Origin of the sequence: Lysinibacillus sp. NPDC093216 (assembly GCF_050280325.1) — a bacterium.
In the GTDB taxonomy this organism is placed as follows: domain Bacteria; phylum Bacillota; class Bacilli; order Bacillales_A; family Planococcaceae; genus Lysinibacillus.
This window is the reverse complement of sequence record NZ_JBNNVB010000007.1, coordinates 76,957-91,323: the sequence shown is the minus strand read 5'-3', so window position 1 is coordinate 91,323 and position 14,367 is coordinate 76,957. Positions and strand designations below refer to the sequence as shown.

Here is a 14,367-nt window from a genome sequence, read left to right as displayed (position 1 = left end):
GTTCCGACAGGGCGCTTTCCTGGGGGCGTCCAGTCTCCACTCCAATCAACTTATATCAATTTAACCTTGGGGTAATTCTAGCTGTTCCTTTGCTTTCGCTACAGAACAAGCTACCAACAGCGGTAATAGATGTCGCCAAATCTTGTCGATATTGCTGATGCTGTTTGTCCAAACTATTAATATTAACCTCATTACCACCAAGCGAAGAATGTACATAAAGGTTGTCACCTATATATAAAGCCATATGTCCTGGGAAGTATAATAAGTCTCCCTTTTTTATGTGCTCTAAAGATATTTCCTTGATAGGAAATCCTTCAATGATTTTGGCATCGCGATAAATATTTACCCCGTTTAGCATATATGCCATCGAACATAGCCCTGAGCAATCAATACCTAGCGGCGATTTACCTCCCCAGCGATAGGGTGTTGCTAAATAGCTAAGCGCCGTTTGAACAACATTTTCTCGTAATTGTTGCTCCGATAAGCTGTTTTCTGGAATTTTTTCTTGCAGCCATTGCCTACGTACATAACCGATCTTGCCCGATACTAATTGCACTGCTGCCCATTCAGGATCTAGCTCATCAATAGTTATCGAACAGATGATTGAGCCTTTAACGATTGTCATCATTTTGCTACTCTGAATTCGAGGCTCCTGCAAAACATCGGCGAAACTTTGGCTAATAAAATGATTTGCTTCTTGTAACCAAGTATCCGTTTTGGCTTCATCAATTAATAGGTTATCCTTTTGGCAATAACCTCCATAGCGATAAGCAGTTTCTATACGTACCCAGCTCTCGTCTATTTCTTCCGTGATTTGAACCGTCATTCCGAATAGTACCTCATCCACTAATTCTGAGGCCGCATCTGGCTTTGCATGTAAATTTGCAATCATTGACGTCACAATGGCATTCATTCTATCATCTCCTTCCGCTTCACCAAGTAATCGTAAACAACTTTGGAAAGACGACCAATTAGCTGTCTCGCTTGATCATTATTAGTAACCTCTGTTATGAAAACGCCAATAAGATAATCCCCCGAGTTGCTGTAGACAATCCCAACATCATGATCTACCGTATCAAGACCACCTGTTTTATGAGCAAGTTTCACATCATCTACTAAATAACGCTTTAGTGATTCGTGTACACGTTGACGACATAAAATATCTATCGTTAGCTCACTAAATGCTGATGATAACAAGTCCCCGCGGTAAATTCTTGAAAATAGCAGTGCCATATCTCTTGCCGTCGTTGTATTATCAAAGCCTTTTGCTAGCCCTTCGAAATCCATCATCTTGCGTTGAATGGTAGTTTGCAGCAGCCCAATTTTACGACAATATTGATTGAGTGCCTCCATCCCTAGATAATCGATTAATACATTTGTTGCTGTATTATCACTCGTAATAATCATCCAAACTAAAAGCTCATATATAGTACTTTGCTCTAGACGCTGTTCACTAATAACACTAAAATCAACCCATTCTTCGGGTGCTATCTTAATCTCTTGCTCTAATGATAGGTTGTTGCTTTCTACATAATTTAGAACAGCAAGCAATATAGGCACCTTAATTAAACTTGCACTGGAAAATGTGTCTTCTAGTTTTTCGCTAATGAAAAAATGCTCAGTCTTACAATCTTTCACAAACATATGCACTTTATAGGGAGCTTTTTGAAGAATGTGTGTAATCGTTTGCTTCATATTTCACACCTACTCTATGACTTTTATCAACTGATTCTCCGTGTCCATTGTGATCGTTCGGCCTAATGGCAGGGACATCGTTGGTAAACAGTGGCCACAAGTAATGTCCTTAATGATAGGTATATTAAGTGGACCTAAAATTTCTTGAAAAATTGTTTGTAGTGATAGGCTGTGTTCGGGATGTTTTGGATTTTCAGGACCACAATTTGTCCAAGCTCCTAATAAGATACCTGCCACTTCATCTAGTTTGCCTGCCAATTTTAGCTGTGTAAGCATCCGATCAACACGTTGCTCACTCTCATCTACATCCTCTAAAAATAAAATTTTGCCCCTTGTATCTATTTCATAAGGTGTCCCAAGAGAAGCCGTCACCAGTGTTAAGTTCCCTCCAATAAGTGGCCCTGTCGCTTTTCCAGCTACAAGCGTCGTCATTGTACGTCCTGGTGGATTTACTAGACAATAGTCCGTACGTTCTGTTGCTGCCACACTTTCGATAAAGGATTTCCAAGTATACTGATCCATCTCCGGCCGAATAAATTCTGTAGAGGGCATTGGTGTATGATACGTGACGAAGCCACATTGTTGGTTAAAAGCGATATGTAATGCCGTTACATCGCTATAGCCAGCAAATACTTTTGGGTTGGCCTTTATCATATCGAAATCCAGAAGCGGTAAAATTTTCGTCGCCCCGTAACCTCCACGTATGCAGAAGATGCCGTCAATATTAGAGTCCCTAAACATTTGATTAACTTCAGAAGCTCTTAATTCATCAGAGCCCGCTAAGTAGCCATGCCTTGCCCAACATGTTTCCCCAGCTACAACATTAAAACCTAGCTTTTCAATACTTTGAACGGCTGGGAGAAATTTTTCAGTTGGGGTTGCACCCGAAGCACTTATTAGACCAATTGTGTCACCTTTTTTTAATGCCTTTGGACGAATCATTTACTTACCTCCATTTTTAGTGAAGTTCGATATTTCTCCAATTCCTCTTCATTAGCCAATACAAAATGACCTTCTTCTATTTCGGTAAATGATGGTGGCTGAATATCATAGTTATGCTGTGACGGATCATAGATTTCTACGACTTTATCACGCTCCTTATAAGGATTTGGCTCCGGTACTGCCGATAATAACGCCCTTGTATAAGGATGAAGGGGATTAGCAAACAGCTTTTCTGTCTCTGCTAGCTCAACAATGTTCCCTTTATAAATAACAGCTGTTCGGTCCGTAATAAATCGGACTACAGATAAGTCATGCGCTATGAATAAATAGGTTAAATCATTTTGCTGCTGTAGGTTTGCTAGTAAATTTAATACTTGTGCACGAATGGATACGTCTAATGCTGAAATTGGTTCGTCCGCAATAATAAACTCTGGCTCCATTACAAGTGCACGCGCAATGCCGATACGCTGACGCTGCCCTCCTGAAAATTCATGTGGGAAGCGACTAGAAAACTCCGGTAATAATCCTACATTTAATAAGGCATTGCGTACCTTCTGTTGACGCTCAGCCTCATTTTTAAAGTTTTTTGTATTAATAAGTCCCTCTGAAATAATATAGTCTACCTTTGCGCGTTCATTTAGCGAAGCCATAGGATCTTGAAAAATCATTTGGATTTTCTGTGTAATTTCTCGATCCCACTCTTTCGATATTTTGCCATTTAGTTTTTTACCGTGATACAGTATTTGTCCTTCAGTGACTTCATTGATACGCATAATAGCTCTGCCGATTGTTGTTTTTCCAGAGCCTGATTCACCTACTAAACCAAATGTTTCACCTTTAAAAATATCGAAGCTGACATCATCAATCGCTATAAATTTATGTTTACCTTTCCCAAAAACAACCTTTAAATTTTTCACCTCAACTAATACTTCTTTATGACTCATGCGCGTATCGTCTCCCTTCTTCGAAAAAGGCTTGTAGCGCTTCAGGAGGCTCTACTTTCGGCGCAAGTGGATCTAATAGCCATGTACGAGCATAATGCGTGTCACTGACCTGAAAAAATGGTGGACGTTCCACAAAATCAATCTTTAACGCATATTGATTGCGAGGAGCAAAGGCATCTCCTTTAATTTCTTGAAAAAGATTTGGTGGAGTACCCTTGATAGAATAAAGCTGCTGCCCTTTTGAGCCTAGTTGCGGTAAAGAAGAAATGAGTGCCCATGTATAAGGATGCTTGCCATTAAAGAAAATTTCATGCGTCTTCCCTATTTCGATGACATCACCTGCATACATCACTGCAATACGGTCAGCAACCTTCGCTACAACGCCTAAATCATGCGTTATATAAACGGTCGTTAGTCCATATTTTTGTTGTAGATTTTTTAAAAGTTGCAAAATTTGTGCTTGAATTGTTACGTCTAATGCAGTTGTCGGCTCATCACATATTAAGATCTTAGGCTTACACGCTAGCGCAATAGCTATTACAATTCGTTGACGCATGCCACCTGAAAATTCGTGAGGATATTGCTTATAACGCTTTTCAACATCGTGAATGCCAACATCTTTTAACAATTTTAAAGTTTCTTCGTATGCTGCCTTGCCCTTTAAATTCTGATGTAAAATAACACATTCCTCAATTTGCTTACCAATCGTTTTCAGTGGATTTAATGATGTCATTGGATCCTGTGTAACCATTGCCACTTCTTTTCCACGAATGCTTAGCCACTCCCGCTCGGTTTTAAACTGCGCTAAATCCCGATCTTTGTAGATAATTTCCCCCTGATCGATGTAGCCATTTTTATCGAGCAAGCCCATGATTGATTTCATTAGAACAGATTTTCCTGAACCTGACTCGCCAACGATTGCTAGACTTTCACCTTTGTATAAATCAAGGGAAATATTACGAATGGCCGTTAGTACTCTGCCACGAAGTGTAAATTTTATGACAAGGTTTTGGATGGTTAAAATAGGTGATTTATTTTGTGTCATTTCCATCATCCCCCTTATACGTGATTTTTCGGATCTGCTGCGTCTGCAAATGAATTTCCTATAATATAAAATGCAATTGTAATGATACTTAATACAATACTTGGGAAAATGAGCTGATATCTTAATTCTGGAGACATCATGAGTACTCGTCCTTCATTAATTAAATTTCCTAAAGACGGCTCACTAATCGGTAGTCCTAATCCGATATATGTTAAAAATACTTCTGAGCCAATAGCAAATGGGATGGCTAGACTCATTCGTAACATAATGACGGAAATGAGATAGGGTAATAGGTTTTTTAAAATAATTCGATAATCAGGTGTTCCTAAACATTTTGAGGCTAAGTTATACTCACGATCACGCAAAATAACAATTTGATTGCGTATAAATCTTGCCATTTCTACCCAGCCCGTAATACACATGGCAATAATAATGGTTGAAATACTTGGGCGCAAAATATAGGACATTAAAATAAGTACAATCGTTGTCGGTATGTTATCCACGACGTTGTAAAGCTGTGTGATAGGCACCTCTAATTTCCGTGAAAAGCCCCAAAGCGTACCTATCGTAATACCGACGATAGCCTCTACTAAAGCAACCACACAGCCGATAAATAACGAGGTCCTTGTCCCTGCCCAAATACGTGACCATAAATCCTGCCCAATGGAATTTGTCCCAAACCAAAATTCAGCGTTTGGTGCAACATTACGCGCTTGGAAACCTGTCTGCTCATCTAAATATATTTCAGTTGGTGATTTTTGCGCTGGTAAATACGGCTGTAAAATGGTAAAAGCTACGATAATTAGCACGCCAACTAATAAAAAGACAGCGATGCGATTTTTCAAAAAGGATTTCCACGTTGAACGCCAATAGGAATAATTAGAATAGGCTGTTTCTTCAGCTTGACGTTCATCTACTTCCGCAAAATCGAACAATGTTTCACGTGATTTGTTTGAGATATTGTTTATTTCTTCTGAATACATTCCCATTAACGTACACTCTCCCCTTTCCCTAATTTAATGCGCGGATCAACAAGGGCCATTGCAATATCACCTAAAATTAGTCCGATAATTCCAAGTGAAGAGAACACAAGCACTAAGCCTTGTACAATCGTATTATCTTGTCGCTGTATAGCATCTACGAGTAAGCCCCCCATACCAGGAATGGAATATAAGGATTCAATGTAGATGGAACCTGTAATGGTAAAAAGAATAGTTGCTGGTAAATACTGTGCCATCGGAATAAAAGCGTTTCGTAGTACATGTTTAAACATTAATGTACGCTCTTTAACCCCTTTTGCTCTCGCTAGCTTAATATAATCTTTGTTTAGTTCATCCACCATGTAACGACGCATCCACATGGCATAGGAAGCAGTCGGTGCTAACGCCATTGAAATCAGTGGTAAAATCCAAGTAATAGGATTGTACTCATCAAAAAGCATTGGTAAATGAAAAATTTCTGTAATATACATTTGAATGACTAAATAATAGACGGCGGCTGGCACTGCAACGACAATGACAATATAGCCAGTCCCTAAGCGGTCTAGCCAACGTCCCTTCATCTGGGCCATCAATATGCCGAGCGGAACTCCAATTAGAAGAGATAGCACAACTGCACCTAAACCAAATAGCAAGGAATACATGATCTTATCTGCAATAATCGTAACGACTGGTACATCTGTCCGATATGTAACGGATTTACCTAAATCACCATGAAACAGCTTAGCGTAAAAATTCCCCAATTGTACAAGTAACGGGTCACGCAAACCTAAATTCGTTAAATATATTTCTTGTTGTGCAGGTGACATTTTATTCGCTGCTGCTCCTAAATAACCTTCTTCTGGCATTAAACGTAGTAATGAAAAAACAATCGTAATAATAATAAATAGTGTTAAAACTGATTGTAATAAACGTTTCCCTATATACCTCAGCATCATTTCATCCTCCTTCTTCAGAAAGACAGAAGGAGATGCCGACTTGTTTTTTCGGTATCTCCTTCATCAATACTCACCGCTTTTGACTGTTTCTTGAATGTAGCAATGATCCTAATATTTATTCCAGCATTAACTGCCCTAATGCCCGATTGTTTCAACTATCATTTCGCTGCTTTAGCTAACGCATCCGCACGTTCTTGCTCCCACTTCGTTAAAGCTGCTTTAAACTCATCGTTACTCATTGGTTTGTCTAAAATTTGCTGACCTTTAAATTTCTCGGAAGTCACACCAAATGGAGAATATTGACCTTCAAATGGATTTAATTTAGAAGCAACATAGCCGCTACCCCCTACTGAATAAGGAATAACAAATGCCTCATCAATTAAAAAAGATTCCGCTTTGGCAAACAGTTCGTAACGTTTTGCTGTATCAATCGTCGCATTTGCTTCGTCCACTAAGCTTTGATATTTTGATCCGTTTGCTTCGGTATAGCCTTCAGCTAGCTCCGGTTTATTATAAGTACCTTCTGCAGTGAATGGATCCGTATACGTTGATGGGTCGGCATAGTCTGGACCCCAGTTTGCTTCGAGCAATGCAAATTTACCAGGTTTACGAACCTCTGATAAAAAGCCTGTAGATGGTCCGGCCTCTATGATAATATCCACATAATCAGTACCTAATAATCTTTCAATCTGCTGTTTCACTACTTGTGAGCGATTTGCCCAATCTGGCATACCGGAGTTATAAGGCATCAACACTTTTACTGGGAAAGTTACTTTTCCTTCTAGCGCTTTTTTCGCTTTTTCCTTGTATTCCAATGCCTTCTCTTTGTTGAAGGAATCGTTCTTTGTAATATCAGCTAATGGTGCTAACTGTGTATAGTCAACCCCCTCCACATTGACAAAGTTTTTCGGAGTAATCGTGTTGCTAAGCAAATCTTTTGGATTATAAGGTTCTAAAGTTAGCATTGCAGATTCACGGTCGAATGCATGGAACAATGATTTTCGGAAATCTTTATTATTGACCGCTTTCTTCCAATTATCAGGCTCATATTCTGCATCAAATTGCGGGTTAAAGTTTAATGCATAGAAATACGTATAGAAGTTATTTTGTGTTTGACGAATTTGTGATTTTTTCTTTTCATCTTTAAACCACTCATCAATAATAGAAGTTGGAATAATCGCTGAATCGACTTCTCCTCGTAAAAATAATTCAGGTTCAACTGTAGCCGCTTCTTTATTGTATTTATAACGAATACGATCAATCAGAACATTGTTTTTATCCCAATACTTATCATTTTTCACAAGTACTCGTTCATTTTGCGGTTCAAATTTATCTAAAATATAAGATCCGTTATAAAGGAAATTATCATTAGTTGTACCGAAACTATCACCTTTTTCCGCTATAAACTTACCATTAACAGGGAAGAAACAGACATAGTTCAACATAGATAGGAAGTAAGGTGTTGGCTTTTCTAAAGTATATTCTACTGTATGTTCATCTATTGCCTTTATGCCAACCTTCGTAAAATCTGTCATATCACCGTTATAGAAGGCTTCCCCATTTTTTACGACCGTAGCAATCCAAGCTGTTGATGATTCATTTTTTACATCAAGTACATAATGTAAGCCATCTACAAAATCTTGAGCAACAACATCCGCATACTCTTTCCCATCATGAGTAACCCATTTTGCATCGTCACGTAGCTTGAACGTCCAAACTGTAGCATCGTCATTTGATGACCATTCTTTGGCTATGCTTGGTTGTACAACACCATACTTATCATACTCAATTAATCCATCGACCAAGTTCGCAGCCATAGCAAACTCATTCGTTTCAGAGGTCTTTAAGTAATTTAACGTTTTTATTTCCCCTGAATAAACCACGCGATACTCTGATTTTTTTTCACTTGAAGAATCATCGCTACAGGCTGCACAAAGCATTACAACAAGACACACGAAAAGCAACCAATACCTTTTCATCATAAGCATCCCCCTAGTAATCTTAGTTATCTACATAAAGTGACAGTTAAAAACCCAACTATAGCGAAAAAAAAAGTGAGAGATCAACTATCCATAAAGCCAGATTTGTTCTATTTACAGTCAGTAAGGGTGACGAACCCCCGCCCTGATTAAAGCAACACTTTATTATGAAAATCCTATTCCAACTGCATCCGTCATCCTAATTCGATCATTTTCAAATATTGGACCACCTGCAATAGGATCTTTCAAACATAAACTTGGTCCGTCTAAATCTACCATCGTGATATTTTTCTGTGATGCGGCAAAATGTGCAGCGGCACTTACGCTAATTTTTGTCTCGAGCATACAGCCAATCATACATGGTATGTCATTTGCCTCCGCAATGTGGCAAATTTTTTGCGCTTGGTAAATGCCTCCTGTTTTCATGAGCTTAATATTAATCAAATCTGCAGCTCGCTTTTCGATAATTTCATAGGCATCTTTTGCAGAGAAAACACTTTCATCTGCCAAAATATTTGTCAATGTATTAGAAGTTACGAATTGCATTCCTACTAAATCATAGCAATGAACAGGCTGCTCCACCAATTCAACATTTGCACCTGCATCTTCTAGTGCACTAATAATTTGTACAGCTTGCTTCGGTGTCCAGCCCTGATTCGCGTCAACTCGCAATGTTATGGCGTGTCCAACTGCTTCACGAATGGCAACAACTCGCTTTACATCACCTCCTGGATCTTTCCCCACCTTGATTTTTAAAATTTGAAAACCTCGTTGTACAGCGGCTATACTATCCTTCACCATTTCTTCAGAATCATTTACACTTATCGTAATATCTGTTATTAATTCTTTCCGAAAGCCCCCTAATAATTTATACAGAGGTGTCTGATAGTGCTTAGCAAATAAATCATAAATCGCCATATCTACCGCAGCTTTTGCACTTGTGTTTTGATAAATACTGCTGTCAATTCGCTCCATGATTTCTGTCAATTCTTCAATATCCATCCCAATAATGGCTGGCTTTATATACTCTTCTATAGCGTGCGAAATAGACCCGAGTGTTTCACCAGTAATGGCTGCAGTCGGTGCCGCTTCACCAATGCCTATTTGCCCATCATCAGTGTGAACATAGACGGCAATATTGTGAATGTTATGCACTGTTCTCAGTGCTGTTTTAAACGGTGTTATAAGCGGGGCCTCCACCTTCCCCACGACAATATTTTTAATTTTCATCCATTCACCTACCTTTAAGTTACTTATGTTAAGAACTGTAAAAGTCGAAGCACCTCATAAAAATCATCCGTTACGAATTCCACTGTATTATGTGGTTTAAACGTAGCATTCGGATAGAAAGAATTTCGATATGCTCGTGTATGATCACGATAAATGATTTCCACTACAAAGTGCTCCGGTAATGTCACTTGTAAATCTTCACGTGCCACCTTCATCGAGTCCTCAACAAGTCGCTTCGTTTCTTTAATCGTCAGTTGTGGACTCACGCTAATGGTCGCATTTCCTATCCCTTCTTTCGTGGCAAATGTGATGATGTTATTATTGATAGATTGAATTTCCTCTGTTAATCCCACATCTCCACTGACAAACGAAACGGGAACACCGTGTAAAATAGCCGCGTACGTATTAATTAAAAATTCACTTGCATATTCACCATTTATTTTCACATCGGCAAAAACACATAGCGTATGTGCTAAAGGATTACGCGCACTTCCTCCTTTACTGTGATAGCCAATAAAAATAGCGCGATCAAAGCTCTTATCAAGTCCCGCAACCATACACATCGGGTCATACGTCCACCCACGAATGACCTTGCAGTTTACTGGCAAATTAGAAATATCAAGATTACGTGCTGAATCATGAGCATCCTTTAATAAAATTTCGGTTGCTCCACCAAGAATAGCCCCCTCTATAGCGGCTTCTACTTCCTTTGTCATTTGCTTTTGGAAAAACTGATAATCTGGCGCATTTAGCTCCGTCTCGCTCCAAGCTGTTGTGCCAGTAATCCCTTCAATATCTGCACTAATATAGACCTTCATAGAAATCGAAACTCCTTTACTTTATTGTCTTGGATCATTGCTTCCACAGCTCCATAACTAGCTTCTTGCGCCCCAACACGTCTTGCCCATGAAACATTATTAAAATCGTAATGCCACCATTCCTCTGAATAATTTGTAAACCCAACCATTGTCATACAGTTATATAGAAGACGTCGATGAACACAGGCTTCCCAATCTTCCTCTGGATGTTGTTCAAAATAGCGTGTCGCAGACTTTTCACTGATTTCATCAAATGCGGTACCTAAATTTAAAGCATTGCCTTCTAAATCTCCTAGCGTCACATCAATCGCTCCACCTGTTAAATGAGGGGCAAAATGAGCATGACCAATGCTAGGAAACGCAACATACTTTCGCGTTTCTTTTACAACCTCTTGCTCAGTAAAATGGGGAAAACGCTGTGCGATTTGTTTTGAAAAACTCTTAAACAAAAATTGCTGCACTTGGAACGGACGATAGCCATCATATAAGATAAGGCTATAATTTTTAGACAATAATAACAGCGCTTGTGTTAATCGTTCATACACACTCTGTCGTAAATAAATTGCTTGTAAACTGTTTGGTATTTTTTGATGATAGTAAATTGGTTTAATAAAAATCCTCGAATGTTCTTCTCCGATTTGAATGAATGGCTCGCCATTTTCGCGAATTACCGGCGTTGAGTCCCCCATTGAAGTTTTATTTACTTCAATAGGATAAAAAACAGCGTCATGTATAGTACACACCTCCAATTTCAAATTTCGATAAAATTTTTGGATAATTCAGTTTTTAATGAATGTATCATACATTATATTTATTGACTAGATAAAAAAAGAAATATTACAGAGTACTAGCTATTTTCTGTTTTTCAAACAATATCCGCCAAATAATTGATGCAAGAAGTCGAAAAACAATGTTTCTTCACCTATTTAGGAATTTTATTCGCGAAGGGGATAGATGATTACCGAAACTTAATAAAAAATGGCGAATAAGCATCTTTTCTTAGTTTGCTCTTCGCCATAACATGTGGTTGATTTCCGTTCCAACTGAACGCTTTCCTCGGGGTGTCCGATGAGCTGCTTCGCTGCAGGGTCTCGAGCCAATAAAATGTTGGCCACGAAGGCGTTATCACAGGACGTGATGGTTTTTTCCTTAGTTCCTCTACTACTAATCCCCGAGGAGTCACCCGCCTCTACTCAAATCAACTTATATATAGTTCATCATAAATTTAAGAGATGAACCCTTTATTCCCTAACTTGATCATTAGTTTAACAGATTATATCGATGTGAAATTCCCTAAGCATGTAGATATAGTTCGCTTGTTAGCTTCTAGTATTATGGACGATTGCGGATAATAGGAGATAGCTCTAGCTCCGCTTCTAAATTGCTGTTGATATGGCTAATTAGAATACTGTGTAAGTTTTAGCCAAAGTGAAATTTATCTGAGGTCTTTTTTTATACATACTATTATTCTCTTATAACAAACTCTTTATAACCTTCATTTACTAGATTAATCATTTTATCAGTAAATATTTTTGCCATCTTCTTTCCTTTGTCTTTTGTAGCAAGAGTGGAATCTCCGAATACACCACTTTTACTTAAATCACCAAGTGAAATTGTAGATGCTCCGTAGAGATTTGGCGTCTCGGGATATTCCTTAATAGTTTTGTTCATATCAACTAGTGTTTCATTAACATGGAGCATTAATGAGGTCTCAAACTCGCACGCATGAATCATACCATTCCAAGTTGGAGACTCACATACTTCTTTAATAACTTCATTCATTCGAGGATAGAAGAGATAAATGACTGGCATATCAAGCTCATCTTCCAACTCTCTAACTGCATACTTCATAGATGAGTTGTTAGAATCATGCCCATTTATTAAAACAAGCATCTTTCCTCCATAACGTGATACGCTATGAGCAACGTCTTTGATAACAGCTTCTACTAAATCTTGTTGTAGCGATATAGTTCCAGGAATATCCCTCCAAACCCATGAATAGCCAAAAGGAAGTGTTGGTGCTACAAGAGCACCAGTTGCTTTGGCTACTTCCTTCGAAAAATATTCGGAGAGGTAAATATCTACACCTAATGGTAAATGGTGACCGTGTTGTTCAGTTGCACCTAGAGGTAATATTACAACAGGAAATTCTGCTAAACTCTTTTTAACTTCGTCTCGTGTCATATTAATCATTAATTTCGGTTGATTTTCCATCAATTTCATCCGCTTTCTTTATTGAACTAATAAATAATTTAGCATTACTTTTAATAACAGGGATATCATTTTGAGTTGCTCCTCTAGGAACTAGTTCACTGCCGATCCCAAAGTGATGTATACCTAATTTTTTGTAGAATTTAATATTTTCCGGTGTAACGCCACCAACAGCCATAATATTTACCTTGGGAAACGGACCTCTAATAGCTTTTAAAAAATTCTCATTGAGACCGTTAATAGGGAATAGCTTAAGATACTCAATGTTCAGTTCTAAAGCTTCGGCAATTTCTCCAGGAGTATATACTCCTGGATATACTGTTAAGTCTATTTCTAAAGCTTTCTTCACTAGTTCTTTATTCCAACCAGGAGTAATAATATACTGAACTCCAGCATTTTTTACTGAATACAACTGCTCTTCATTTAGAACAGTACCTGCCCCTAAATAAATTTGTTGCGGTGTAAAATAAGAGACTAGAGTTTCAATACATCCTATACCCAATGTTTGATTACTTAATGAGACTTCTAAATTCTTTATCCCTTCATCAATTAAGGCTTGAACTATTGGAACAATATCGTTTGGCGAAACATCTCTTATTATTGCCATTAAATTATCAAGTTTCATTTTATCACTCCTAAAATTTTGCTAACCAATCAGCTGGGTTTGTATAGAAAATTTGATTAATAGCATGTTGGGAAATTCGCTCGTTCAACATTCTAGGAATGAATTTTTGTTTAATATATCTAAAACCAGGACCACCACCATAAGCGTGTAAATAGCTTTGTCTCCCCATATCTCCTGATATGAGTAACTTATGACCATATCCATGTGCTAGAACATTTTTAATTAAATCTATTCTAATATTATCTGGATAATATTTGACTTTCCCGGGTCCATCGAATTGGATATAGGAGCCACGTTCTAAAATATTTAAGTGATAATAAGGATCAGCATTTCTATCGCTATGTCCTACAGCAACCAAATGCAAATCTACCCCTTCATCCTCTAAAATATCTAACATTTCTACTCCCAGTGTTCCGGATTCAGTATGTAACCATACAGGAGCACCAGTTATTTTTTGAGCTCTTCCGACAGCTCGTGTTATCTTTTCTTCCAGTGGAAGTATAACGTTATACCATGATCCAGCCTTTAATATTCCAGCTTTTGCATCGGATCCATCCATTCCAACTTGTATATCATGAACTAATCTATCTACAATTTGATTGATACTTTCTGTTTCAACCCAATCATCAAAATAGATATGTTTATTGAAACCAGTGACCCCTAACACATTAATGCCACTTTCCTCAGCCATTCTTTTAAGTTTATTACCATCTCTTCCATAGTCGAGGGTAGAAGCATCTACCAAAGTTTCACCCCCGATATTTTTGAATGTTTTTAATTCTTCCAGGGAAGCTTCGTAATTTGTTAATTCGAAATCTCGATCTTTTTGTTGTGGAGGAGGGCAACACCATAAATGTTCATGGGAATAAGTAAACCCAAGTGCTTCTTTGCTAATATCACCTAAAACAGTTCTAATTTTGTCAGTCATATTTATCACTCCTT

14 protein-coding genes are annotated in these 14,367 nt (G+C 38.1%); all 14 read right to left on the bottom strand.

Annotated features, from left to right (window positions below; genetic code table 11):
• Nucleotides 1-55: 55 nt before the first annotated feature.
• Nucleotides 56-913 carry an NlpC/P60 family protein gene (locus ACQKOG_RS10470; RefSeq protein ID WP_402869101.1) on the bottom strand — a complete coding sequence of 286 codons (858 nt, stop codon included), beginning with the start codon at nt 911-913 and terminating at the stop codon, nt 56-58.
• On the bottom strand, nt 910-1,695 hold the full coding sequence (locus ACQKOG_RS10465; protein WP_370077597.1) for a serine hydrolase: 786 nt from the start codon (nt 1,693-1,695) through the stop codon (nt 910-912). Before ACQKOG_RS10465 ends, ACQKOG_RS10470 begins: the two co-directional genes overlap by 4 nt.
• 9 nt (nt 1,696-1,704) lie before the next feature.
• On the bottom strand, nt 1,705-2,637 hold the full coding sequence (locus ACQKOG_RS10460) for a S66 peptidase family protein (RefSeq protein ID WP_427446280.1): 933 nt from the start codon (nt 2,635-2,637) through the stop codon (nt 1,705-1,707).
• Nucleotides 2,634-3,581 (bottom strand): ATP-binding cassette domain-containing protein, encoded by a 948-nt coding sequence (locus tag ACQKOG_RS10455; RefSeq protein ID WP_402869097.1) that lies wholly within the window; start codon nt 3,579-3,581, stop codon nt 2,634-2,636. The genes ACQKOG_RS10460 and ACQKOG_RS10455 overlap by 4 nt, the downstream gene beginning before the upstream one ends.
• Nucleotides 3,571-4,626 (bottom strand): ABC transporter ATP-binding protein, encoded by a 1,056-nt coding sequence (locus ACQKOG_RS10450; RefSeq protein ID WP_402869095.1) that lies wholly within the window; start codon nt 4,624-4,626, stop codon nt 3,571-3,573. The genes ACQKOG_RS10455 and ACQKOG_RS10450 overlap by 11 nt, the downstream gene beginning before the upstream one ends.
• A gap of 14 nt (nt 4,627-4,640) precedes the next feature.
• A complete protein-coding gene (locus ACQKOG_RS10445; RefSeq protein ID WP_370077589.1) occupies nt 4,641-5,615 on the bottom strand; it encodes an ABC transporter permease in 975 nt (324 codons plus the stop codon).
• Nucleotides 5,615-6,562 (bottom strand): ABC transporter permease, encoded by a 948-nt coding sequence (locus tag ACQKOG_RS10440; protein ID WP_370077587.1) that lies wholly within the window; start codon nt 6,560-6,562, stop codon nt 5,615-5,617. The genes ACQKOG_RS10445 and ACQKOG_RS10440 overlap by 1 nt, the downstream gene beginning before the upstream one ends.
• Before the next feature lie 158 nt (nt 6,563-6,720).
• A complete protein-coding gene (locus tag ACQKOG_RS10435; RefSeq protein ID WP_427446389.1) occupies nt 6,721-8,541 on the bottom strand; it encodes a peptide ABC transporter substrate-binding protein in 1,821 nt (606 codons plus the stop codon).
• Between the two features lie 165 nt (nt 8,542-8,706).
• A complete protein-coding gene (locus ACQKOG_RS10430) occupies nt 8,707-9,771 on the bottom strand; it encodes a dipeptide epimerase (protein ID WP_402869089.1) in 1,065 nt (354 codons plus the stop codon).
• A gap of 23 nt (nt 9,772-9,794) precedes the next feature.
• Complete coding sequence (locus tag ACQKOG_RS10425) at nt 9,795-10,589, bottom strand: M55 family metallopeptidase (RefSeq protein WP_402869087.1); 795 nt, start codon at nt 10,587-10,589, stop codon at nt 9,795-9,797.
• On the bottom strand, nt 10,586-11,332 hold the full coding sequence (locus ACQKOG_RS10420) for a M15 family metallopeptidase (RefSeq protein ID WP_370077582.1): 747 nt from the start codon (nt 11,330-11,332) through the stop codon (nt 10,586-10,588). Before ACQKOG_RS10420 ends, ACQKOG_RS10425 begins: the two co-directional genes overlap by 4 nt.
• Nucleotides 11,333-12,053: 721 nt before the next feature.
• Nucleotides 12,054-12,803, bottom strand: coding sequence for a creatininase family protein (locus tag ACQKOG_RS10415; protein ID WP_370077580.1), 750 nt, complete (start codon nt 12,801-12,803; stop codon nt 12,054-12,056).
• Complete coding sequence (locus ACQKOG_RS10410; RefSeq protein WP_370077579.1) at nt 12,775-13,425, bottom strand: bifunctional 4-hydroxy-2-oxoglutarate aldolase/2-dehydro-3-deoxy-phosphogluconate aldolase; 651 nt, start codon at nt 13,423-13,425, stop codon at nt 12,775-12,777. The genes ACQKOG_RS10415 and ACQKOG_RS10410 overlap by 29 nt, the downstream gene beginning before the upstream one ends.
• Before the next feature lie 10 nt (nt 13,426-13,435).
• Nucleotides 13,436-14,353: a phosphotriesterase family protein gene (locus tag ACQKOG_RS10405; RefSeq protein WP_427446274.1), complete on the bottom strand. Its 918-nt coding sequence runs from the start codon at nt 14,351-14,353 to the stop codon at nt 13,436-13,438.
• Between the last annotated feature and the right edge of the window lie 14 nt (nt 14,354-14,367).

Coding starts and splice junctions, on each gene's coding strand:
- ACQKOG_RS10435 (WP_427446389.1), bottom strand. CDS start 8,541: ATGAAAAGGTATTGGTTGCTTTTCGTGTGTCTTGTTGTAATGCTTTGT.
- ACQKOG_RS10450 (WP_402869095.1), bottom strand. CDS start 4,626: ATGACACAAAATAAATCACCTATTTTAACCATCCAAAACCTTGTCATA.
- ACQKOG_RS10440 (WP_370077587.1), bottom strand. CDS start 6,562: ATGATGCTGAGGTATATAGGGAAACGTTTATTACAATCAGTTTTAACA.
- ACQKOG_RS10470 (WP_402869101.1), bottom strand. CDS start 913: ATGAATGCCATTGTGACGTCAATGATTGCAAATTTACATGCAAAGCCA.
- ACQKOG_RS10430 (WP_402869089.1), bottom strand. CDS start 9,771: ATGAAAATTAAAAATATTGTCGTGGGGAAGGTGGAGGCCCCGCTTATA.
- ACQKOG_RS10425 (WP_402869087.1), bottom strand. CDS start 10,589: ATGAAGGTCTATATTAGTGCAGATATTGAAGGGATTACTGGCACAACA.
- ACQKOG_RS10445 (WP_370077589.1), bottom strand. CDS start 5,615: ATGGGAATGTATTCAGAAGAAATAAACAATATCTCAAACAAATCACGT.
- ACQKOG_RS10460 (WP_427446280.1), bottom strand. CDS start 2,637: ATGATTCGTCCAAAGGCATTAAAAAAAGGTGACACAATTGGTCTAATA.
- ACQKOG_RS10405 (WP_427446274.1), bottom strand. CDS start 14,353: ATGACTGACAAAATTAGAACTGTTTTAGGTGATATTAGCAAAGAAGCA.
- ACQKOG_RS10455 (WP_402869097.1), bottom strand. CDS start 3,581: ATGAGTCATAAAGAAGTATTAGTTGAGGTGAAAAATTTAAAGGTTGTT.
- ACQKOG_RS10415 (WP_370077580.1), bottom strand. CDS start 12,803: ATGGAAAATCAACCGAAATTAATGATTAATATGACACGAGACGAAGTT.
- ACQKOG_RS10465 (WP_370077597.1), bottom strand. CDS start 1,695: ATGAAGCAAACGATTACACACATTCTTCAAAAAGCTCCCTATAAAGTG.
- ACQKOG_RS10410 (WP_370077579.1), bottom strand. CDS start 13,425: ATGAAACTTGATAATTTAATGGCAATAATAAGAGATGTTTCGCCAAAC.